Source organism: Pseudorhodoferax sp. Leaf274 (assembly GCF_001422445.1).
GTDB lineage: Bacteria > Pseudomonadota > Gammaproteobacteria > Burkholderiales > Burkholderiaceae_C > Pseudorhodoferax.
Genome location: NZ_LMNA01000030.1, coordinates 249,375 through 272,170, shown reverse-complemented (window position 1 = coordinate 272,170; position 22,796 = coordinate 249,375). Strand labels below are relative to the sequence as shown.

At 68.8% G+C, this 22,796-nt stretch carries 20 protein-coding genes and 1 pseudogene; 7 read left to right on the top strand and 14 right to left on the bottom strand.

Features of this window, described 5'->3' with window-relative positions; genetic code table 11:
• Positions 1–51 precede the first annotated feature (51 nt).
• On the bottom strand, positions 52–1,296 hold the full coding sequence (locus ASF44_RS28070; RefSeq protein ID WP_056902562.1) for an MBL fold metallo-hydrolase: 1,245 nt from the start codon (positions 1,294–1,296) through the stop codon (positions 52–54).
• Between the two features lie 228 nt (positions 1,297–1,524).
• Here ASF44_RS28070 and ASF44_RS33020 point away from each other — a divergent pair.
• A pseudogene (locus ASF44_RS33020) lies at positions 1,525–1,760 on the top strand (transposase); the annotation flags it as partial.
• A gap of 1 nt (position 1,761) precedes the next feature.
• Positions 1,762–2,241: transposase (locus ASF44_RS28065; RefSeq protein WP_235579378.1), on the top strand; the 480-nt coding region annotated here is incomplete at its 5' end.
• 48 nt (positions 2,242–2,289) lie between these two features.
• Here the strand turns inward: ASF44_RS28065 and ASF44_RS28060 are convergent.
• Positions 2,290–3,369, bottom strand: coding sequence for a tartrate dehydrogenase (locus tag ASF44_RS28060; protein ID WP_056902560.1), 1,080 nt, complete (start codon positions 3,367–3,369; stop codon positions 2,290–2,292).
• A 98-nt stretch (positions 3,370–3,467) separates the two neighbouring features.
• On the opposite strand from ASF44_RS28060, the gene ASF44_RS28055 reads away from it, so the two are divergent.
• From ASF44_RS28055 to ASF44_RS28035, 5 genes are all read left to right on the top strand, one after another.
• Complete coding sequence (locus ASF44_RS28055; RefSeq protein ID WP_056902559.1) at positions 3,468–4,376, top strand: LysR substrate-binding domain-containing protein; 909 nt, start codon at positions 3,468–3,470, stop codon at positions 4,374–4,376.
• Positions 4,377–4,718: 342 nt separating this feature from the next.
• A complete protein-coding gene (locus tag ASF44_RS28050; protein ID WP_056902558.1) occupies positions 4,719–5,279 on the top strand; it encodes a lipocalin family protein in 561 nt (186 codons plus the stop codon).
• Positions 5,280–5,708: 429 nt separating this feature from the next.
• Positions 5,709–8,033: a response regulator gene (locus tag ASF44_RS28045; protein ID WP_082525098.1), complete on the top strand. Its 2,325-nt coding sequence runs from the start codon at positions 5,709–5,711 to the stop codon at positions 8,031–8,033.
• Between the two features lie 176 nt (positions 8,034–8,209).
• Positions 8,210–11,044, top strand: coding sequence for an ExeM/NucH family extracellular endonuclease (locus tag ASF44_RS28040; protein WP_082525097.1), 2,835 nt, complete (start codon positions 8,210–8,212; stop codon positions 11,042–11,044).
• 20 nt (positions 11,045–11,064) lie between these two features.
• Entirely contained in the window at positions 11,065–11,700 is a 636-nt protein-coding gene (locus tag ASF44_RS28035) for a PEP-CTERM sorting domain-containing protein (RefSeq protein ID WP_056902556.1), read from the top strand.
• A 33-nt stretch (positions 11,701–11,733) separates the two neighbouring features.
• Here the strand turns inward: ASF44_RS28035 and pufC are convergent, their stop codons facing one another.
• The 12 genes from pufC to ASF44_RS27975 all read right to left on the bottom strand — a co-directional run bounded on the left by pufC (position 11,734) and on the right by ASF44_RS27975 (position 22,782).
• Positions 11,734–12,855, bottom strand: coding sequence for a photosynthetic reaction center cytochrome PufC (pufC, locus tag ASF44_RS28030; RefSeq protein WP_082525095.1), 1,122 nt, complete (start codon positions 12,853–12,855; stop codon positions 11,734–11,736).
• Complete coding sequence (gene pufM, locus ASF44_RS28025; protein WP_056902555.1) at positions 12,852–13,823, bottom strand: photosynthetic reaction center subunit M; 972 nt, start codon at positions 13,821–13,823, stop codon at positions 12,852–12,854. The genes pufC and pufM overlap by 4 nt, the downstream gene beginning before the upstream one ends.
• A 12-nt stretch (positions 13,824–13,835) precedes the next feature.
• The gene (pufL, locus tag ASF44_RS28020) at positions 13,836–14,660 is read right to left on the bottom strand and encodes a photosynthetic reaction center subunit L (RefSeq protein WP_056902554.1); all 825 of its coding nucleotides are present in this window, start codon (positions 14,658–14,660) and stop codon (positions 13,836–13,838) included.
• A 109-nt stretch (positions 14,661–14,769) separates the two neighbouring features.
• Positions 14,770–14,970, bottom strand: a complete 201-nt coding sequence (gene pufA / locus ASF44_RS28015) for a light-harvesting antenna LH1, alpha subunit (protein ID WP_056902553.1) — start codon at positions 14,968–14,970, stop codon at positions 14,770–14,772.
• A gap of 11 nt (positions 14,971–14,981) precedes the next feature.
• Positions 14,982–15,203, bottom strand: a complete 222-nt coding sequence (locus ASF44_RS28010) for a hypothetical protein (protein WP_056902552.1) — start codon at positions 15,201–15,203, stop codon at positions 14,982–14,984.
• Between the two features lie 32 nt (positions 15,204–15,235).
• A complete protein-coding gene (gene pufB, locus ASF44_RS28005; RefSeq protein WP_056902551.1) occupies positions 15,236–15,385 on the bottom strand; it encodes a light-harvesting antenna LH1, beta subunit in 150 nt (49 codons plus the stop codon).
• Between the two features lie 120 nt (positions 15,386–15,505).
• Positions 15,506–16,990 (bottom strand): chlorophyllide a reductase subunit Z, encoded by a 1,485-nt coding sequence (bchZ, locus tag ASF44_RS28000; protein ID WP_056902550.1) that lies wholly within the window; start codon positions 16,988–16,990, stop codon positions 15,506–15,508.
• Positions 16,987–18,477 (bottom strand): chlorophyllide a reductase subunit Y, encoded by a 1,491-nt coding sequence (bchY, locus tag ASF44_RS27995; protein WP_082525094.1) that lies wholly within the window; start codon positions 18,475–18,477, stop codon positions 16,987–16,989. The genes bchZ and bchY overlap by 4 nt, the downstream gene beginning before the upstream one ends.
• 14 nt (positions 18,478–18,491) lie before the next feature.
• Positions 18,492–19,520 carry a chlorophyllide a reductase iron protein subunit X gene (locus ASF44_RS27990; protein ID WP_056902548.1) on the bottom strand — a complete coding sequence of 343 codons (1,029 nt, stop codon included), beginning with the start codon at positions 19,518–19,520 and terminating at the stop codon, positions 18,492–18,494.
• A gap of 58 nt (positions 19,521–19,578) precedes the next feature.
• Positions 19,579–20,532 carry a chlorophyll synthesis pathway protein BchC gene (gene bchC / locus ASF44_RS27985; protein WP_056902547.1) on the bottom strand — a complete coding sequence of 318 codons (954 nt, stop codon included), beginning with the start codon at positions 20,530–20,532 and terminating at the stop codon, positions 19,579–19,581.
• Positions 20,533–20,606: 74 nt separating this feature from the next.
• Entirely contained in the window at positions 20,607–21,794 is a 1,188-nt protein-coding gene (locus ASF44_RS27980) for a methyltransferase (protein WP_056902546.1), read from the bottom strand.
• 103 nt (positions 21,795–21,897) lie between these two features.
• Positions 21,898–22,782, bottom strand: coding sequence for a polyprenyl synthetase family protein (locus ASF44_RS27975; protein WP_056902545.1), 885 nt, complete (start codon positions 22,780–22,782; stop codon positions 21,898–21,900).
• Between the last annotated feature and the right edge of the window lie 14 nt (positions 22,783–22,796).

The following is a 22,796-nucleotide window of genomic DNA, read 5'->3' as shown; positions in this document are numbered from 1 at the left end:
GCAGAGGGAACTTCGAAAATTGATTCATGGTGTCTCCGTACTTGAGTGTTTTCAGCTGCAGGCGGCGTTGGTGCGCGCACCCGTCTTGGCCCAGCGCGGCGATGCCGGGTCAAACGTCAACAGCGAGGGGCGGATGTAGTCGTACGGGTCGTTGAGCCAGCGCACTTCCGGCTGCTGCGCGGCCGGGATGCCGATGTTGGTCATCGAGGTCAGCAGGTTGCGCTTCCACCATTCACCGGAGTTGCCCGCCGCGCCGCGGCGACGTTGCGATTCATCGTGGTGGCTCGGGATGAACACCTTGGGCTGGATGTCTCGGATGTAGATGGCCGCGTCGCGCATGCCATTGGTAGGGTTGTTGGCGCCACTGACGGCGCCGACCAGGACGTCCGTGGCCGGCCATGCGTTGAGTGCGGGAATGAGCTCGGGGGCGAGCTCCTTGTACGGCCCGACGCTGTCGTAGACAGAGAAGGAGAACGCGCGCGGACCGGGCACCGTGAACTGGTACAGGACGGACAGGCTGCCGCCGCCGCCGGACGCAGTCACGCGGGGGTACGCGAGCGGACCGGTTCCCCAGAGTTCGAACTCGCGCGGATCTTCGCCGTCACGAAAGCCGATGCCATTGAACGGAATGCTGGTGTCTGCGGGCGTCGCAGCGCCGTGCAGGTGGCGCATGACGTTGAGGCACAGCGCCGGCTTGAGGTCCGGCAGATTCATGTTGGTGGTGCCGATGGGCACACCCGCGGCAAGCACTGCCTTGCAACTGACCGTGGCGCCTGTGCCAAACTGGCGGCCGGCATCGACCTGCATGCCGTCGCAATGCTCCTGTGCGCCGAAGACGGTCGCGCCGGTGCGGTAGGCGATGTTGGCGATGTAAGCCGTATGGTCGCTGTGGCCATGCCCGATGAAGATCCAGGCCGGGTTCAGGTCCACGAGTTCCTGCAGGCCGGTCGGGGTGCGCTTGCGCGCGGGCGCCGCCACCACCTGGTCATCGTCGATGTAGCCGTCGAGCAGGAACACCTTGCCGTTGGCGGCCACCGCAAAGGTGGTGGTGGTGAGCCAGGCGAAGATGACGCGGTCCCTGCGCACCTCTCCGTTCGCCGGGTTGACGTTCTCGAAGCCGAACATGTGCTGCCGTGCCTTGACGGTCGCCGCCGCCGAGGTCGGACCACCTGTCGGGATGCCGGCAGCTGCCTGCGCGTTCGCGCCGAACGAAGCGAGGGCGACGGTCGATGCGGCCGCGATCTTGGCAAGGCGTGCGCGCAGGCGCGCGCCTTGCGAGCGTTCTTTCTTGCTCATAGGGTCTCCTTATATCTTTCAGATCATTCAAACTTCAGTGGTCAGGGCGTTGTTGCCAGCCTTGAYTGCTGAACTGGTTGACTCACCGCCGCGCAGCCTGTGTCTCCTGCGAGCCCGAGCTCGAACACAAGCCAAGGGCGCACGGTGGTGGTCTCTTTGTTCTGCCGCATCCCGAATGGTTGACCGAACACATTTCGTATTCATAAGGCTGGGAGCCACAGGACTTKTATGAGTGAACCCGTTTACGTAGGTATCGACGTGGCCAAGAGCACCTTCGAGGTGGCCGCCACTGGTGAGGCACAAACCTTGAGCCTTGGCAACGATGAAGCCGGTCATGCCGAGCTGTGCCAGCTGCTGGTGCCGCTGGCGCCGCGTCTGGTGCTGCTGGAGGCCACGGGCGGCTACGAGCAAGACCTGGCGCTTGCCTTGTCCGCGGCAGGCTTGCGCGTGTCGGTGATCAATCCNCCCAGCATCCTGCGCATCATGGACGCCATTGCCGAGCAACTGAACGACGTGGACGGGCAGCTCAAGGAGCATGTCCTGGCCCACCACGCCGATCTGGCGGCCTTGCTGACCTCGGTCAAGGGCGTAGGCCCCACTACGGCCAGCACGCTGCTGGCCCAGTTGCCCGAGCTGGGCAAGCTCAACCGCAAGCAAATCACCTCGCTGGTGGGCTTGGCGCCCATCAATCGCGATTCGGGCACCTTGCGCGGGCAGCGCCACATCTTCGGCGGGCGCGCCGACGTGCGCCGCGTGCTGTACGTGGCTGCATTGGTCGGTACGCGATTCAATCCCGTGCTCAAGGCCTTCTATGCCAAGCTGATTGCGGCAGGCAAGGCCAAGAAGGTCGCGCTGGTCGCCTGCATGCACAAGCTGCTGATCATCTTGAACGCCATCGCACGCACCAAGTCGCCTTGGCGCAACGACCTCGCTGAAGCGGTTTGACTTAGTCATTCAAGATGGTTGCTTGATGTAGTGAAAATCTGTCGTGGACTACGACGATGAATCGAGGACATGGCGCGCGATGGCGGCGCCGACCTCCACAGTGCTTGCAGTGCCTCCCAGGTCGCTTGTGCGAGGGCCCTCCTTCAAGGTGTGTTCGATGGCACGGACGATGGCGTCGTGCGCCGCGTGGTGGCCGAGGAACTGGAGCATCAGTGCGCCGGACCAGATCATGGCGATGGGGTTGGCGATCCCCTTGCCGTAGATGTCGGGCGCAGAACCATGGACGGGCTCGAACAGCGAGGGAAATTTCCTGTCGGGATTGAGGTTCGCCGAGGGCGCCAGGCCGATGGTTCCCGTGCAAGCCGGGCCGAGGTCGGAGAGGATGTCGCCGAACAGGTTGGACGCGACCACGACATCAAAGCGCTGGGGCTGCAGCACGAAGCGCGCGCTCAGGATGTCGATGTGCTGCTTGTCGACCTTGACCTCGGGGAAGTCCTTGCCGACGGCATCGGCGCGCTCATCCCACCAGGGCATGCTGATGGCGATGCCATTGCTCTTGGTCGCCACCGTGAGCTGCTTGCGCTGGCGCGACTGCGCAAGCTCGTAGGCGTAGCGAAGCACCCGGTCGGTCCCGTGGCGCGAGAACACCGACTCCTGGATCACGACCTCGCGGTCTGTGCCTTCGAACATCCGGCCACCCAGGTTGGTGTACTCGCCTTCGGTGTTCTCCCGCACGACGTAGAAGTCGATGTCGCCGGGTTTGCGGCCTGCCAGTGGGCAAGGGACACCCTCGAAGAGCCGCACGGGCCGCAGGTTCACGTACTGGTCGAACTCGCGTCGGAATTTGAGCAGCGAGCCCCAGAGCGAGACATGGTCGGGGACCGTGTCGGGCCACCCAACGGCGCCGAAGTAGAGCGCGTCGTGGCCGCCAAGCCTCTGTTTCCAGTCGCCGGGCATCATCGCGCCGGTCTGCGCGAAGTAGTCGCAGCTGGCCCACTCGATGTGGTTGAAATGGATGTCGATGCCAAAGCGCTTGGCTGCGGCTTCCACGACCTGCACGCCTTGCGGCATGACCTCCTTGCCGATGCCATCTCCCGGGATGACTGCAATTTTCAATGGGGATCCCATTCCTTTCCTCCTCGTTGCGACTTCTTGGACCACGCGCATGGTAGGAGTGCCATGCCCTTCTACAATCACCATGAATGTGAACTCGTTTTGCACACTTCGTGAACAATGACCCTCTCCCCGAGGACCTGCGCGTCTTCAGCGCCGTGGTGCGCAAGTCGAGCTTCTCCGGCGCTGCGGAAGAGCTGGGTGTCTCGCCGGCCTATGTGACCAAGCGGGTTCGCATCCTCGAGACCATCCTCAACACCAAGCTCTTCCATCGCACGACGCGGCGCGTGGTCGTCACCGAAGAAGGCGAGCGGGTCTACCACTGGGCGTTGAAGATCCTCGACGACGTCGACCACCTCATCGAGGAGATCGGCGTGACGCGCAAGGTGCCCCGAGGCTCGCTGCGCGTGTGCAGCAGCTTCGGCTTCGGCCGCCGCGTTGTCGCACCAGCCTTGTCAGAGCTATTGGCCAAGTACCCGCTGCTGCAGGTCCGCTTCGAGGTGTTCGACCGGCTGGTCGATGTCGCGACCGAAGGATTCGATCTCGACGTGCGTGTTGGCGACGAGATCGCCCCGCACCTCATCGCGAAACGGCTGGCCTCGAACCACCGAGTTCTCTGCGCAGCGCCCTCCTACCTCAAGAGGCGCGGTACGCCCAGAACGCTGGCGGACCTCGCGATGCACGACTGCCTCATCATCAAGGAGCGAGACCACCCCTTCGGCGTGTGGCGCCTGCGGCATGGCAAGCAGGAGGAGACCATCAAGGTGCGCGGGCCCCTGTCGTCCAACAACGGGGAGATGGTCGTTCAGTGGGCGGTGGACGGGCGCGGCGTTGCGCTGCGCTCGACATGGGATGTTGGACCGCTGATCCAGGAAGGCAAGCTCGTGCACATCCTGCCCGAGTACACCCAGGAAGCGAACGTCTGGGCCGTGTATCCCTCGCGCCTGAACACATCCGCCAAGGTGCGCGTCTGCGTGAGCTTTCTCGAGGAGTTCCTGAAGTCCAGGATGGACAAGTCTTGATCCAGGTCGGGATTGGGTTGAGAGCCGATGCATGCGGGAGTCGTGGAGCTTTGCGCGCGTCGGGAGGCAGCGGCCGAGGCGATCGCGATCCGCAGAGCCATCCTGTGCGCGCGGGTGGCCAGCTATGCCGATGTGGGGCAGCACCCCCAGGTGGCGGCCCGGGGTACTCGGCGCAGCAGATCGCGGAGCTGGAGGATGGCGGCGTGCTCGGGGCGGGCACGCTGGCGCAAGGCGTAGGAGCGCACCCGCAGCGCGCCGGCTGACCTGCAGACGGCATGGGCGCCGAATCACAGGGTGCGGTCGCCTTGAAAGCATGGGTGCTTTCGCATCGAAGGCATTCCGATGAAACCACGCACCCTCGCGCTGTTGCTGGGCGCCGCAGCATCCGGCGCGGCACTGGTCGCCTGCAGCAGCATGGCCCAGCGCCCGCCCGCACCGCCCCTGCCCCAAGCCAGCGCTGTCGACCTGCCGCACTACATGGGCCGGTGGTATGTGATCAGCAGCATTCCAACCTTCCTCGAACGCGGAGTGGTCGATGCAACAGAACACTACACGCTGCGTCCGGACGGCAGCGTGGACATCGACTTCCGCTACCGCCGAGGCGCGGGCGGCTCCGAGCAAGCCCTGGGCTCACGCGGGTTCGTCGAGAACGGCGACAACGCCACCTGGGGCGTGCAGTTCATCTGGCCGATCCGGGCCGACTACCGCATCGCATGGCTGGCGCCGGACTACAGCCGCGTGATCGTGGCGCGCGAAAAACGCGACCATGTGTGGATCATGGCGCGCACGCCGACGCTGCCGCAGGCCGACTACGATGCGATGGTCCGGCAGGTCGCGGCGATGGGCTACGACACCGCACGACTCGAGCGCGTGCCGCAGGGCGCTGCTGGGGCCGATCGATGACATGCATGATGCCCCCATGAATCGGCGCCAGAGATGCAGGCAGCCGTCAGTGCGAGAAGACGTCTTCCTGCACGCCTTCGTGCCCCACATGGCTGCGTGCCGAACTCCCCCAGCAACCACTCGCTGAACTGCTGCATCGGCGCGCGCTCCGCCCGGCCGGCCGGCTGGATCAGGTAGTCGGTGTAGTCGCCCAGGTCGACGACGATGCCCCGCGGCCTCCAGCCGCGCCGCCACGCGGTGCACCTGCGACCAGCCGGGTGCGCAGGCCAAGCCTCGCGGTCCGGACAGCGGTGGCGTGCCCGCGGGCCGTCACAGTTTCTCCACCATCGCGGCCTCGCGGCTGCCGACAATCCGCGCCATGCCTGACGGACCCGCAGCTCATGTCAGTGCACCCGGTCCCGCGACCGTGATGCTGCGCGGAAGTGCCCCATGTCCCCACTGCGAGCTGGTCCGGCCCAGGTGCCCGGATCGGATGCCGCCCTTGAAGTGAACCCGCCATCCGCGCAGCCGGCATCGGCGGGTCATCCGCTGCCCGGCTCCGCCGACACGGGCATGCCGCTGCGGCTGCTGCTGTCGTTCTCGTCGCCAGCGTACGAGCGGCGCTTCGTCGAGCACTACGTCAGGTTCTACTTCCGGTACGCGCAAGCCAGCCTGGTGCTGGGGCTCTTGCTCATCATCGGCGACTTTGCGGTGGACCACCTTGCTGCGCCCGCCGCCAGCGCCAACCTGCTGCGCCTGCAGGTGGCCGTGCCCATCGTCCTGGCCGGCCTGGCATATACGTGCATGCCGGTGGCCCGAAAGCATTGGCAGCCCGTCATCGCGGGCTTCATCGTCGCCTTGAGCGTCGCGCTGTTCTGGCTGCTGTCCTTGATCGACCGGCAGGGCGGCGCAGGCCTCAAGAGCTGGGTGGGCATCCTCAACTTCACGTTCCTCGAGTTCTATTGCTTCGTCATCCTGGGGCTGCAGTTCCGCCTGGCGCTCTGGTCGGGCTGCCTGATCCTGCTTCTGTTCATCGGCGCGCTGGGGGTGGACCTGGGCCATTCCCCCGGCGAGTTCGCGTACTGGTCGTACCACGTCGCCACGCTGTTCATCCTGCCGGCGGGCATCGGCTGGTGGCGTGAATACGCGCTTCGCAAGGAGTTCGCCATGCGCACGGCGCTGGAGGATGCGCGCCGGGCCGCGGAGTTTCTCGCCAAGACGAAAAGCGAGTTCCTCGCCGCCATGAGCCACGAGATCCGGACGCCGATGAACGGGGTGCTGGGCATGACCGAGCTGTTGATGGGCAGCGAGCTGCTGCCGCAGCAGCGCAGCTGGGCCGAGACGGCGTTGATGTCCGGCCGCCACCTGCTGGGGGTGATCAACGACGTCCTGGACGTCTCCAAGATCGAGGCCGGCCAACTGGACCTGGAGACAGTGGACTTCGTCCTGGGCGACGTCCTGGAGGAAGCGCTGACCATGTTCGCTCAACCTGCCCAGGCCAAGGGGCTCGAGCTGGTGGGCCGGTTCACGCCGCAGGATGGAGAGACCCGCCTGCATGGCGACCCGCTGCGGCTGCGGCAGATCCTCGTCAACCTGATCGGCAATGCCGTCAAGTTCACGGAAACCGGCCACGTGGAACTCCACGCCACCGTGTTCGCATCCGGCAACCGCGCGGCGCGCGTGCTGATCGCGGTCAGCGACACGGGCATCGGCATCGCACCCGAGGCACACGCCCGCATCTTCGAACTCTTCTCGCAGGCGGACAGTTCCACCACGCGGCAATTCGGCGGCACCGGCCTGGGGCTGCCGATCAGCCGCAAGCTGACCGAGCGGATGGGGGGCCAGCTCACCGTCGTGAGCAGCCCCGGACAAGGCGCCCGGTTCGTTGTGGATCTGGCGCTGCCGCAGGTGCCTGCCGCTGGCGCTGCGGATGCCGCGCCGGGCGCGCCCGACCGGCCAGGCCAGGGGCTCGCTGCGCTCGTCGTCGACGACAACGCGACCAGCCGCCAGGTGCTGATCGCGCGCTTGCAGGCGCTCCACGTCGTGGCGACCGGTGCCGATGGCGGCGCCCAGGCACTGCAGGCGCTGGACGAGGCTGCCGCACAGGCCCGTGTCGTCGACCTCGTCTTCGTGGATGCGCGGATGCCGGGCATGGGCGGCATGGCGCTCGCTGCCGAGATCCGCAGCCGGCCCGCGCTGGGAGCGTGCCAGGTGGTGCTGATGGGCGGCGGACAGTCGCCAGCAGAGCTCGCGCACTACCGCCAACTGCAGATCGCCTGCCAGTTCGCCAAACCCTTGCGCCGGGCCGATGTGCGGCGTGCCGTCAAGCGTGCGCGCGAAGGCATGCACCGCCCGAGCGACGAGCGCAAGCCGGCGAAGCAGCCGGTGAGCAGCTTGCGCGGCCATGTGCTGGTGGTCGAGGACAACCCCGTGAACCAGTGCGTGGTGGCGGCCATGCTCGACATGCTCGGCGTGAAGAACGCACTGGCCGTCAACGGCGCGGCCGCACTCGACATGCTCGCAGCGCAGCCGTTCGATGCGATCCTGATGGACTGCCAGATGCCGGTGATGGATGGATTCCAGGCGACCGTCGCCATCCGGCAGCTGCCGCAAGAGCGCGGTGGCGCCGTGCCCATCGTGGCGCTCACGGCCAATGCCGGGTCGGCCGACGAGGCCCGGTGCATCGAAGCGGGCATGTCCGCCTACCTGACCAAACCCGTGACGCTGGAGGCCTTGGCCGCGACGCTGGCGCGCTGGCTGCCAGCCGCGCATTAGGCTGGGTCCTCGCTGCACGGCGCCCGGGATCTGCTCCGCCGGCAGGGCGGGCCGCCGGGGTTCCCGGTTTGCGCAGCACGCCGATGTCATCCGGTGTTCATGCACCGCTCCTAGCATGCGGGCGGATCGGCCTTCGACGGCCCCACCCTGCAACCCGGTCCCTCGGGAACATCGACATGCCCAAGACTTCGCCCCTGCGCCGGCTGCCGGCTGCGCTCTCCATTGCACTTCCGCTCGGCCTGCTGGCGCTGGCTGCGCCTGCCGGCGCTGCGGTGGTGATCAGCCAGGTCTACGGCGGCGGGGGCAACTCCGGTGCCACGCTGAAGAACGACTTCATCGAGGTGTTCAACAACGGCAGCGCGCCCGCCGACATCGGCGGCTGGTCGGTCCAATACACATCGGCAGCCGGCAGCTCGTGGCAAGTCACGCCGATCCCGGCCGGCACGGCGCTGCAGCCCGGCCGTTACCTGCTCATCAACCAGGCCGCGGGCAGCGGTGGCACGGTGGAAGTGCCCGGCGACGTGAGCGGCACGATCATGATGTCGGGCACCAACGGCAAGGTCGCGCTGGTCAGCAACGCGAACGCGCTGTCGGGCACCGCGCCGGCCGGCGGCGCGCTGGTGGACATCGTGAGCTTCGGCAGCGCGACACCGACCGAAGGCAGCCCCACGCCATCCCTTTCCAACACCACCGCGGCCCTGCGCAACGCGGGCGGCTGCACCGACACCGGCAACAACGGCAGCGACTTCTCCATCGCCGCGCCGGCGCCGCGCAGCAGCGCCACGGCCGCCCTCGTGTGCAGCGGCGACACCGGGCCGGCGCAGCCGCTCGCCGCGGCCATCTACGAGATCCAGGGCAACGGCGCCAAGAGCCCGCTGGTCGGCCGGCTGGTGCGCACGCGCGGCGTCGTCACCAAGCTGATGAACAACGGCTTCTTCATGCAGGACCAGGCGGGCGACAACAACCCGCTGACCTCCGACGGCATCTTCGTGTTCACGAACCAGGCCGCCTTCCCGGCGGCCGCTGTCGGCAACCTGGTCGAGGTGACGGCCAACGTGGCCGAGTTCAACACGGGCGCTGCCAGCAACGCCGACACGCTGGCCCGCACCGTGACCCAGCTGAGCGGCGTGGGCGCCGTGAACTTCCTGAACAGCGGCTTCGCCATCGCGCCGACCGTCGTGAACCTGCCCGAGAGCGTGGACGGCGACCTGGAACGCTACGAGGGCATGCTGGTCACGCTGACCGGCCCGTTCACCGTACAGCAGAACTACTTCCAGGGCCGCTACGGCCAGTTGACGCTGGCCGTCGGCGGCCGGATCGAGACGCCGACCAACCGCTTCCGGCCGGGCCCGCAGGCCAACGCGCTGGCCGACGAGAACGCGCGCCGCCGCATCATCCTGGACGACGGCAGCAGCCTGCAGAACCCGAACCCAACGCCCTACCTCGGTGCCGACGCCCTGCCGCGCGCAGGCGACCTCACGGGTGCCATCACCGGCGTGATCGACTACGGCCTGGCGACCAACAGCAACACCGGCTTCGGTGACTACAAGGTCCATCCGACGGTTGCGCCCACATTCGCCATCGCCAACCCGCGCACCGCCGCACCGCAGGACGTGGGCGGCACCATCAAGGTGGCCAGCTTCAACGTGCTGAACTACTTCACCACGTTCACCAACGGCGCGACCGCCACGGGCCAGACCGGCCAGGGCTGCACGCTGGGCAGCGCGGTCAGCGCGTCCAACTGCCGCGGTGCGGGCAACATCGAGGAGTTCCAGCGCCAGCGCGCCAAGATCGTCGAGGCCATGGCCGCGATCGATGCCGACGCGCTGGGCCTCATGGAGATCCAGAACAACGGCAACGTCGCCGCGCAGAACCTGGCGGATGCGCTCAACGCCAGGATGGGCGCCAACACCTACCGCACCACGTCCGTGCCGGCCGAAGGCACGGGCACCGATGCCATCCGCGTCGCGGTGATCTACAAGCCCGCCAGGCTGACGGCGGTCGGTCCGGCGGTCAGCGATGCCGACCCCGTCAACAACCGGCCGACGCTGGCCCAGACCTTCAGCCTGCCCGGCGGCGAGCGCTTCACACTGTTCGTCAACCACCTGAAGTCCAAGAGCAGCTGCCCGGCCGCTGGCGATGCCGACGCCGCCGGCAACACCGACACCGGCGACGGCCAGGGCTGCTGGAACGCGCAGCGCGTGCAGCAGGCCCGGCGCCTCGGGATGTTCGTGGCGCAGCGCCAGGCCGCGGCGGGCAGCAACGATGCCCTGCTGATCGGCGACTTCAATGCCTATGCCCAGGAAGACCCGATCGTCCAGCTGACCGGCAGCGGCTTCGTCGACCAGATCGGCCGCTTCGACGCCTCGGGCTACTCGTATGTGTTCGACGGCGCGGCGGGCCGGCTCGACCATGCGATTGCCAGCGGCACCCTGTCGGCCCGCGTGAACCGCGCTGCGATCTGGCACATCAATGCCGACGAGACGGCGCTCGCGGACTACAACCTGGAGTTCAAGGCACCGCAGGCCTGCAACGGCGCCAGCTGCCCGGCCGACCCCTACCAGGTCTCGCCCTACCGCTCCTCGGACCACGATCCGGTGGTCATCGGCCTGAACTACGCGAAGACCATCCAGGGCACGGCGGGCCGGGACGTGATCGTCGGCACGGCCGGCAACGACGTGATCATCGGCGGCGCGGGCCCCGACCAGCTCACCGGCGGTGGCGGCAGCAACGTGTTCGTGTACCAGTCGCTGCGCGACCTCGGCGACGTCATCACCGACTTCGTGCCGGGCAAGGACCGCATCGACCTGGGCGCGCTGCTGGCGTCGATCGGCGCGGGCCGCGACGCCTTCGGCTTCGGCGTGGTCAAGCTCGTGGCCTCCGGCGCCGACACCCTGCTGCAGATCGACACCGATGGCAGCGCCGGCCCCGTCGCGGCCCGTACGCTCGCCACGCTGCAGAACGTGAACCCCGCCAGCATCGTGCCCAGCCGCGATCTCGGCGTGCAATGAACCCGACCCGGAACACCACCATGATCAAGCATCTCCTCCTCGGCACACTGGCCGCCAGCCTGTGGGCCGGCCACGCAGCGGCGGCACCCGTCACCGCCAACCTGGCGCAGTGGACCCAGGCCGGCGACGTGACCGTGGCCTCGGGCACCTCGGCCCGCATCACGACCGCCGCCGCCGAATCTGGCGAGCAACCCTCGGGTGCGTCCAGCGCCCTGCTGTTCTACGAGCTGGAGCCGGCGCTGAAGCTGGCGGGCGGCGTGTTGCCGGCAGACACCATCGAAGGATCCGGGCTGCAGCTGAGCTTCAGCGCGCTGGCCAGCACCACCATCAGCTTCGCCTGGTCGCTGAGCACCGCCCTGTTCGACGCGGATTACATCGACCGCGCCTTCGTCGTGATCGACGGCAGCCTGTTCGAATCCCTGGCCGACGTGGCCCTCACGGCCGTCAATGGGCAGTTCAGCCACACGTTCGGGGCCGGCGACCACTCGCTGGCGTTCGGCATCCTGGACGTGAATTCCACCGACCTCGTCTCCACGCTCGACATCTCGGGCTTCAACGTCAGTTCCGCCGCAGAGGTTCCCGAGCCGGGCACCTGGGCCCTGGTGATGGCCGGGATCGCCGGCCTTGCCGGCGCGACCCGCCGCCGGCGCGCCTGATCTCGACAGGCCGGCAGCCCGCAGGCTGCCGGCTCACTTCGCGCCGGCTGCTGCGACGGTGCCCTGCCTCATCGGCGCGAGCAGCTGCACCTCGTCTGCCGTCACCTGCCCGGTCGTGGCCGTGCCAGGGGTGGCCGGGCCGGGGGTGGTCGTCAACAGCTCGGGATAGTGCTTGGCCATCTCTGTGCCATAGAGCGGCTTGTGCGCGCCCTGGTGGCAGGTGGCGCAGTTGACCTTGGCGACGTCGCCGCCGGGCCCCAGGCGGTTGACCGGGAAGTCCTTCGTCAGCGGCACCAGGAACTCGTTGTTCAGCGCACGCGTCATGCGGATGCCGTGGTATGCCGTCAGGCGCGGGGGCGAGGCCTCGCCGTCCCAGCTGGAGAAGCTGCGCGTGTTGTGGCACTGGGTGCAGTTCACGCCGAGCGACTTGCTCATGTGCATCATCAGCCCATAGGTCCACTCGGTCTGCTTGACCGACTGCTTGTTGCCTGCGGGCAGTGCCGTGGTGCCGGCCACGCGGATGTTGTGGTCCTCCAGCAGGAACGGCGTGAGCGGGTCGAAAGGCAGCGAGCTGAGCCCGACCGTCTCAACCGGCTTGTTCTGCCCGGCCTTGTTGCCCGCGAAGGTGTTGGCCCGCGGCTCCTGCAGCGGCTGGAACCACACCTCGGCCGGCACGTTCTGCCCGCGGTGGCAGGTGAAGCAGGTCACGCCGGTGTTGCCCACGTGCGGCTTCCACTGCTCGTTGATCTTCTGCGTCATGAGCAGCATGCGGCGCGACACGACCTTGGTGTAGAGCGAGTCGTCGGCGAAGTTGGTCGGGTTGTGGCAGGCCACGCAGCCCTGCCCGGGCGCGACCCAGTTGGTCATCGCCGTCATGGTGCGGGCGAACTCGGCCACGCTCAGGTGGCCCAGCACCTTGACGTTCTGGTAGACCTGCCCGGCCTTGGGACCGTCGGGCGATGCGGGCGGCAAGGGCTCGGGCGCCACGTTGTTCGGCGCCTGCGCGGCCAGCGTGGCAGGGTTGTAGACCTGCACCATGCCCGTGCCGCGCGGGCCGCGCTGCACGCTTTCCGGCGGGGGCTTCTCGCAGGCGACGAGCGCCAGTGCGGCAGCGATCACGGCCGCACAGCGGCGCAGGGGCAGCCGGCGATTCATCGCACACCTCCGATCAGCGGGTCGACCACCGGTGCGAACACCGGCGCATAGTGGGGCGCCACGCCGTGCTTGACAGCCCACAGGAACCAGTTGTCCACCACCGTGCCGGTGAGCAGGATGCCGATGCCCCCCGTCAGCGGGCACAGCACCGCGAACCACCAGGCCCAGCGGTGGATGGACTCCATCGTGGCGTTGAAGCCCATGGTCCAGCGCCAGAACAGCGCGGCGCGCTCGCTGGCCGTGCCGCGGTCGGTGATCTGCTCGATCTCGCGCTCGCCGCCGAAGCGGCTCACCGCCAGGATGGTGGCGCCGTGCATCGCGAACAGCAACGTGCTGCCGTACAGGAACGCGATGCTGAGCATGTGGAAGGGGTTGTAGAACAGGTTGCCATAGCGCAGCGAGAACGCGGCCGTCCAGTCCAGGTGCGGGAAGATGCCGAAGGGCACCGCCTCGCCCCAGCTGCCCATCAGCAGCGGGCGGATGAAGCCCAGCACCAGGTACAGCCAGATCGCCGCGGCGAAGGCCCAGGCCACGTGCGTGCCCATGCCCAGCTTGCGGGCGCGGCGGTACATGCGCACCCACCACAGCAGGATGGAGCTGGTGAGGAACAGCCCCGCCATCAGCCACCAGCCGCCTTCGTTGAGCGGCGGCAGGTGCAGGCCGTAGCCTGGCGGCGGCGGCTCCAGCGCCAGCCAGGGCAGCTGGCGCACGAACTGGATCGGGTCCCAGTTCACCGAGGCCAGCATGTTCAGCCCGATGATCTCGATGGCGATGAAGCCGCACAGCAGCGACAGCAGGCCCAGGTAGCCCAGGTAGATGGGCCCGATCTGCGCATCGCCCAGGCGGCCCAGCAGGTGCATGTGGGTCGGCTTGCCGACGCGCTCACCGTCCTTGCGGCCGAGCGAGACGCCCGGGTAAGAAGGCGCGGCGACCTGCACGCTGGTGAAGAGGTTCTGGTATTCAGCCATGGCGCATCCTTCTCAATTCCACACCGGCAACCGCAGCCACCAGCCCCACCATTCGGGCCAGCCCTTGGTCCAGAACGGCCCGCTGATGACGATGCAGATGGCGCTCCAGAAGGAGGCCGACAGCGCCAGGAACAGGCCCAGGCGGTGGATGCCCAGCGTGCCGATGGAGTAGCCGATGGCATCGCGGAAGAAGGTGTTCTCGTGCTCGGCGGTCTTGACCACCTCGCCCTTGCCCGGGTTGGTGGCCGACAGCACCAGCGCCCCGTGCAGCGACAGCGCGAAGGTGGTGGCGAAGAAGAAGCTCACCGCCAGCATGTGCGCCGGGTTGTAGTGGAAGTGCAGGTACTGGTAGCCGGTGTTGGACACCCAGTCCAGGTGGCTCATGATCCCGTACGGGAAGCCGTGCCCCCAGGCGCCCATCAGCAGCGGGCGGACCACCACCAGCGTGACGTAGGCCAGGATGGCGAAGCCGAAGGCCACGGGCACGTGGTAGCCGATGCCCAGCTTCTTGCAGATCTCCACCTCGCGCAGCGCCCAGCTCACGAAGGCGCCGACCGCGCAGAAGGTGACGATCTGCCACAGCCCGCCCTGCATGAGCGGCGCCAGGCTCAGGCCGTAGCTGAGGTCGGGCGGCGCGATGTTGATCTGCCAGAGGTTCCAGGTCGGCCCCTGCGAGGCGCCCCAGACGATGAGCAGCGTTCCCACCAGCGAGAAGAACGCGGTGGTGATGCCGAAGAAGCCGACATAGAAGGGGCCGACCCAGAAGTCGAACAGATCGCCTCCCAGCAGCGTACCTCCGCGTACGCGGTACTTGCGCTCGAAGTTCAGCATGGCCATGGCAGCCACCTCCGGGGACCAGAATGAGAAGGGCGCCCGCTTGACGTGGGGCCCGGGTGGGGATGCGCCGGGAAGACGCGCCGGCAGCGCCGGCCCGCCTCCATCGGCGCTATTTCGTCGGTGCCGCGGCCGGCGCCGCTGCCGGCATGGCCGAGTTCTGGCTGACCACGGCGGTGCGGGGACCGTCGAGCCAGTTGAACTTGTTGGTGCTCAGCAAGATGAAATGGATGATCAGCGCCAGCACGAACAGGAAGGCCGCAAGGGCCACCAGCGCGCGCCGTGGATCGAACAACAACCAGATTTTCCACATGCTTGTTTCTCCTAATTGAGGTGCGACATGAAGGTGTAAACCCCCGCCCGCACACTCTTGAACAACGATGTCTCGCTCTCTGCGCCGGGAAACCAGTCGCGCCAGTTCAAGAACAGGACCTGGCCGACGAGTGCTACCAGCAGCAGGAACACGATGCTGAGCAGGAACAGGACTCCATAGCCCTTGTTCCGCAGCACAAGGGCTGCCGTTGAAATGGCGGCGTTGTCATGCATGGCATGTCTCCTGGCGCGTCGGTTACTTCAGCTCAGAGCCAGGGCCGCCACATCCACACGAGCACATGGGCCACCACGGCAATCGCCGTGAACCCCATGAAACTGCCCATGAAGATGCCGTGGAATTCCCTGGCCTCTCCTTCGGTCAGCCCGGACAACGAGCCTCTCCTGTCTTCAGCCATTTGGATCACTCCTCAACTTTGGCCTCTCGGCCAGCACCGCGCAGCTCCCGCGCGGCAAGGCACACCCAGGCGGCAGGCCTGCAGGCGTCATCAGGGGGCGTGGAGCACGCGCTGCGCAGGTCATGCGAGTGCTCCCAGCGCGGCGGTGACGATCTGTCGTGCCTGCCCTTCCAGGTGTTCGGGATGGACCGCGGCGCTGCCGGCCTCGCGGGCGCGCGCCTCGGCCTGGTCGCGCAGGCGCTTGGCCGCGGAGATGCGCACCAGCACGGGCTGGGCTTCCAGCAACTCGTCGAGCAGCTCGCGCGCGTCAATGCTCCAGACCAGTTCGGGCAGCGCGCGGGCCGGCGTCGGGTCGACACGGTCCATGTCGGTGCCCAGCGGCAGGATGTGGAACAGCGCATCGAACAGCGCGTTGCACACCTCCTGCACCAGCCAGGTGGCGCCGGCATAGCCCATGAAGGGCGTGCCCGTGGCGCGCCGGATGATGGCGCCGGGAAAACTCGCGGCGATGAAGCTGGGCCGCATCGGCCCATGCGTCGCGGCCTCGGCCAGGTACATGCGTTCGTTGACGCTGCCGAACATCACCAGCGGCGCCTTGGCCTTGATCAGGTCGCGCACGGCGGCGTTGTCGGTCTTGTCGCCGGGCTTGCGGGCCACGGCGAACTGGCAGGGCAGGCCCAGCTCGTCCTCGAGGAAGTGGCGCACGCCGCGGCTGTAGGTCTCGCTGGCCACGATGCCGAAGGAGGCGGTGGCGAAGAAGTCCTGCGTGACCGAGCGCCACAGGTCCCAGATCGGCTTGATGGTGGTGTGCTTCTCGCGCTCGATGAAGGGTTCCGGGTCCAGGTGCAGCAGCCGCCCGAGTTCGCGCAGGAAGGCGGTGGTGCTGTGCAGCCCGATGGGCGCCTGCAGGTAGGGCCGGTCCAGCGCCTCGCACAGCATGCGGCCGAATTCGCGGTACAGGCAGACGTTGACGTCGGCCTCCACCAGGTTCGCCACATCGGCCACGTGGCTGCCGAGCGGGAACACCATGTTGATCTCGGCGCCGATGCCTTCGACCAGGCGGCGGATCTCGTGCACGTCGCTGGCGCTGTTGAACACGCCGTAGCTCGGGCCGATGAGGTTGACGCGCGGCTTCTCGCCGGCCGGGCGCTCGGCGAACGGCTTGCGCGCCGGCACCTTGCGCAGGCCATGCTCGCTCCACAGCCAGTAGATGGCGCGGTTGGCGCACTGCCACTGGTCTTCGTCGATGGTGCGCGGCAAAAAGCGCGCGATCGTCGTGCCCTCGGGCGTGACGCCGCCGCCGATCATCTCGGCGATGGAACCGGTGACGACCACCGACGGCAGGTCGGGGTCCAGCACGGCATGGGCACGCTTCATGGCGCCCTCGGTGCCTTCGCGGCCCAGTTGTTCTTCGGCCAGGCCCGTGACGACGATGGGCAGTTCGTGCGGCGGCAGCGCGTCGGTGTAGTGCAGCACCGAGGTGACGGGCAGGTTCTCGCAACCGACCGGGCCGTCGATGATGACCTGCAGGCCCTTGATGGCGGTGAAGACGTAGACGGCGCCCCAGTAGCCGCCGGCACGGTCGTGGTCGAGGACGAAGCTCACACCATCTCCTCGGCCTTGCGGCGCTTCATGATCTTGATCACTTGCCGCTTGGTCTCGGCGCGGAACTCGGGGCGCAGGATGGGCGTCTCGCTCCAGATGCCGGCGCGGTCGCCCTTGCCGGTCTCGCCGAAGAATTCGCGCATGGTGTCGAAGCGCACCTGGTTGGCGATGGCGCCGTTGACCACCTGGGCCAGCGAGCCGGCACCGGCCGGGCCCATCAGCGGGCGGGCGGAGATCAGGTTGGTGAAGTACAGCGAGGGGATCGCACGTTCCTTGCAGGCCTGCACCAGGGGCGTGGTGCCGATGGCCAGGTTCGGGCGGTGGCGCTCGACGGCGGCCAGGTCCTGCTCCAGCGAGGCGCGGTACTGGATCTCCACGCCGCGTGCTTCCAGCCAGAGGCGGTCCGGCTCGGACCAGGGCGTGCGCGGGCAGGCGGTGCCGACGTAGGGCACGGTGGCGCCGCTCTCGATCAGCAATCGCGCGACCAGCAGCTCGGAACCCTCGTAGCCACTGACCGTGACCTTGGCGTTGATCGGCGACCTGGCCAGCGCGCCGCGGATGGCGGGCACGATGCCGGCGATCGCCGCCTCGACCTGCGCCGTGGGCACCTCGGCCGCTTCGCCGACGGCGCGCAGCCAGGCGGCCGTGCCTTCGGCACCGACGGGCGCGGATGCGACCACGGGCCGACCGGCGGCCTGCAGCTCGCGCACGCTCGCCGTGTAGAAGGGGTGGATGGCGGCGGCCACCGTGCAGTCCAGCGCCGCGTACAGCTCGCGCCATTCGCGCGTGGGCACCGTGGGGCCGACCTTCAGGCCCAGCGGCGCCAGCAGCATGCCGATCACCATCGGATCGGCCGGGAACAGCTCGCCCAGCAGGCTCACGGTCTTGGCGCTGTCCAGGCCCTGCTCGCGCCAGCCGCGCGGGGCGGAGACGGGGCCGGTCTCGGCCTCGGCGCGGGCGTACTTCAGCATCGCGCCGGCCAGCACGTCCTTGGCTTCCGCATGCGTCGGCACGCCGAAGCCGGGCACGTCGACACCGATGATGCGCACGCCGCGGATGGCCTTGGGCAGCAGCTGCAGCGGCACGCCGCTGGCCGAGGGCACGCAGAGGTTGATGACGACCAGCGCGTCGAGCTTGTCGGGATCGGCCTGCGCGTGCACCGCTTCGCGGATGTCCTCGAACAGCTTGCCGGTGACCAGCGATTCGCTGTTGAAGGGCACGTAACCCACGCTGCGCCGCGCGCCGTAGAAATGCGAGGTGAAGGTCAGGCCGTACACGCAGCAGGCCGAGCCGCTCAGGATGGTGGCCGTGCGCTTCATGCGCAGCCCGACCCGCAGCGCGCCGAAGGCCGGGCACATGCTCTGCGGCTGGTCGTGCGGGCCCTTGGGGTAGTCCGCGGCGTAGGTCGCCAGCGTCTGCTGCGTGGCCTCCGGCATGGCCGAGGCCAGGGCCTGGGCCTGCTCGGGGGTCGCGTGGCAACTGGACATGAGGGCTTTCGTGATCAAGCCGCGTCGTAGACGACTTCGAGCGTGGGCTTCGCGATGTCGGTCTTGCCGACCATGTCGAACAGCGTGGCCGGCTCCATCTTGAAGTCGCGGCCCGTCACCTCGGCGCTGAAGAGGCCCAGCAGCTGGTCCTGGGTCTGCGGCTTGGGGCGCACTGGCGGCGCCTCGGCCACGTTGATCGCCAACTCTTCGAACAGCGGCGCCCACTGCGTGCCGGGCCGGCCGATGATTTCGTAGCTGGCGCTCTTGCGGCGGATGTCTTCGTTGGCGGGGATGGTTGCCAGCACCGGAATGCCGGCGGCGCCTGCGAACTGCTTGGCCTCGCCGGTGCCGTCGTCGCGGTTGATCACCATGCCGGCCACGCCCACATTGCCGCCGAGCTTGCGGAAGTACTCGACTGCCGAGCACACGTTGTTGGCCACGTAGAGCGACTGCAGGTCGTTGCTGGCCACGACGATGACCTTCTGGCACATGTCGCGCGCGATCGGCAGGCCGAAGCCGCCGCAGACCACGTCGCCCAGGAAGTCGAGCAGCACGAAGTCGAAGCCCCAGTCGTGGAAGCCCAGCTTCTCCAGCGTCTCGAAGCCGTGGATGATGCCGCGCCCGCCGCAGCCGCGGCCGACCTCGGGGCCGCCGAGCTCCATGGCGTAGACGCCGTCGCGCTTGAAGCAGACGTCGCCGATGGCGACCGCCTCGCCGGCCAGCTTCTTCTTCGAACTGGTCTCGATGATGGTGGGGCAGGCCTTGCCGCCGAACAGCAGGCTGGTCGTGTCGCTCTTGGGGTCGCAGCCGATCAAGAGCACCTTCTTGCCCTGCTGGGCCATCATGTAGCTCAGGTTGGCCAGCGTGAAGCTCTTGCCAATGCCGCCCTTGCCGTAGATCGCGATGATCTGCGTGGTCTTGGCGGCGGGGCTGGTGGCCGCACTCGGCACGGGGTCGGGCTCGATGGCCGCCTCGGCGCGCAGGATGTCCGTGCGGGACTGGAAGCGAACCGTCGCCTCGGCGGGAATCGTGGCGGTGTTCATCGAGTACCTCCGTGCTGCGCACTGCGGTGCTGAACGCCTTCGGGCGGCCGTGCGTCGTTCATTGGTGGGCTCTCCAGTCCAGGACCATCTTCAGGCAGGCCGCATCGCCGAACGCCTGGCCGTAGGCCTCGCGCGCCAGTGCAGCCGGTTCGGTGTGGGTGATCAGGCCGTCGAGCGACAGGCGCCCGTCGTCCAGCAGCAGGTTCACGGCGGCCAGGTCGGCCGGCTTCCATTCGGCGGCCACGCGGATGCGGGCCTCGCGCATGAAGGCCGGCGCGAAGTTCAGCGAGAGCGGCTTGGCGTAGAACCCGGCCAGCACCACCTCGCCGCCAGGGGCCAGGCGGGCGACCAGCGTGTCGAGCAGGCCGGCGTCGCCGCTCACGTCGTAGATGGCGCGGTAGTCGCGCCGGGTGTCGGCCTCGGGGTGCAGCACCTCGTAGCCCAGGGCACCCTGGCTGCGCTGCGGGTTGGTTTCCCAGACGCGGAAGTCGGTGTAGCCGGCCGCCATGTTCAGGCGCGCCAGCAGGCGGCCCAGCACGCCGTGGCCCACGATCAGATCCGGCGGCGTGTGCGGGTCGCCGCGGCCGCCATCTGCCACTGCGTGGTAGGCCGTGGCGGCCAGCGCCAGCAGCACGGCCTGCGGGCCCAGGTGCTCGGCCACCGGGAGCGCCTTGGCGCCCGGCACCACCAGCCGCGAGGCAGACGCGCCGAACAGGCCGCGCACGTCGCCGTAGCAGCGCGCGCCGGGCACGAAGACGCGCTGGCCGACGCGGCGGCTGCCTTCCTTGCCGACTTCCAGCACGCGGCCCACGGCTTCGTAGCCGGGCACCAGCGGGTAGCCCATGCCCGGGAACATCGGCATCTCGCCACGCCACAACAGGCGCTCGGTGCCGGTGCTGATGCCGCTCCATTCCACCTCGACGACCACGTCGTCGCCCTGCAAGGCCGGCAGGTGCAGGGGCCGCACGCACAGTTGCTCGGGCGCCTCCAGCACGACGGCCTGGGTGTTCATGTGATGGCTCCTTGGCGGTGCGCGGTGGAATGGCCGGTGTTCATGGAGTCATCTTATGAAGACACAACACAATGTCAATTCAAATTTACACTTGGTGTCGCCAAGACGCCGGTGGTGGCCACCAGCACGCCGCTGTGCAGCGGCATGGGCGTGGGCCGCGCCTGCACATCGGTGAAGCCGCTGCGCTCCAGCAGATCGCGCAGCTGCGCCACCGTCCGTGCCCGGCCGCTGCCCATGGCCCAGAGGTAGAGGCCGAAATAGGCCGCGCCCATGGCCGGTGCGCCCGGCGCGTCGGCCAGCGGCTCGGCGATCAACAGGCGGCCGCCGGCCGGCAGCGCCACGCGCACGGCAGCCAGCAGGCGCAGCACGGCCGCGTCGTCGTGGTCGTGCAGCACGCGCACCAGGCTGATGGCATCGAAACCGGACGGCAGCGCATCGCGCAGAAAGTTGCCGCCGCTGGCGCTGCAGCGCCCGGCCAGGCCTTCGCGCGCGAAGCGCGCCTCGGCACGCCGCGCCACCTCGGACAGGTCGAACACCTGCACCTGCAGCCCGGGCACGGCACGCGCCAGGCAGGCGGCCAGCGCCCCCTCGCCGCCGCCCACGTCCAGCAGCCGCTGGTGGCGGTGCACGGGATAGGCCTGCAGCAGCTGCTCGGCCACCCAGGGCACGGACGAGGCCATCAGTTGCGAATAGCCGGCCACCTGCTGCGCATCCAACGCCGCCGGGTCCGCCGCACGGGCATAGGGCCAAAAGCCCGACAGCGCGCCGCCCGCGCCCTGCCCCGGCGCTGCGCGCAGCAGCGCCAGTGGATCGACGAGGTCGCGGTACAGCGCCTCGTGGTGCTCGACCATGGCCGCCAGGCCGGCATTGCCCACCAGCGGCGCGCCCAGCGGCCCCAGGCCGTAGCGGCCTTGCCGCCGGCGCTCCAGCAGGCGCAGCGCGCAGGCGGCCTGCAGCAGCCGGTCCAGCGCCGGCTCGGGCAGCGGCAGCACGGCCGACAGCGCCGCCAGGCTCTGCGGGCCATCGCGGCCCAGCCGCTCGAACAGGCCCAGCCGCACGCAGGCCAGCAGCACCTGGCTGTAGACGAAGCCGGCCAGCAGATCGAACAGCTGGCCCGCGCGTCGGCGGGCGATCCAGCGCGCGGGGGGAAAGCCTTCGGCCCAGCGCCGAAAGCGCGGGCTGGCCAGCAGCCGGTCGCGCCAGGCGAGCCAGGTGTCGCTCCAGTGCAATGGCGCAGCCACGGCCGCGCCCTGCGTCTTCATGCGGCACCTCCGTGCGTTCGTGCCTGCGCTACGCGTGTGCCGTCGGCGCCCAAGCCGCCTTCGCTGGGCCGATCCCCGCAAGCGGGGCCCCTCGTCTGCGCGCTCATGCGGCGACCGTGGCGCCGCCGCTGCGCGTGCCGAACAGGCCGACGGGCAACAGACGCTCGGCCTCCAGCGCGATCAGCCCGCGGAAGGCCTTGGCACCGCGGCACAGGGGCACCAGCGCCTGCGTGGCGGTGACCAGCCGTTCGAACTCGGCCAGTGCGCCTTCCAGGCCCAGCTCGCGCGCCACGCTGGGCCGGTCCAGCAGCAGGTCCTGGCCCACCGGCTTGCCGAGCGCCTGCGCATCGCACAGCACGTCGCGGATGTCGTCGGCCACCTGGTAGGCCTGGCCGAGCTGCTGGCCCAGCGCGCGCCAGGGCGTGGGGTCGGCCCCGGCGGCCTGTGCGCCGGCCATGGTGGCGGCGGCGAACAGCGCGCCGGTCTTGGCCTGCTGGTAGTCGCCCAGCACCACCTGCGGTTCGCATTCCCAGCTCTGGCCGGCGCTGATGCCGTGCGGCATGCCGACGCCCTGGCAAACGGTGTGCAGCAGGCCCGGCAGCCGAGACGGATGGCCGCCGGCCGCGGCACCCACACTCTGGAAGGCCAGCACGATCAGCGCATCGCCCGCCAGCACCGCCAGCCGCTCGCCGAAGGCGCTGTGCACCGATGGCAGGCCCCGCCGCGTGGCGGCGTTGTCGAAGCAGGGCAGGTCGTCGTGCACCAGCGAGGCACAGTGCAGCAGCTCGATCGCCGCCGCCGCCGCGTCGGCCAGTGACGGATCGTCGTCGCCGCAGGCATGGGCCACCGCCAGCACCAGCTTGGGCCGCACGCGGGCGCCGCCCGGGAATACGGCGTGCTGCATGGCCGCAGCCAGCCGCGGCGGATGACCGGGCGCAAGGCAGCCCTCGAGGCTGGCTTGCAGTGCGCTTTCGATGCGGTCGGGCATGGCGGTCCTTTGGT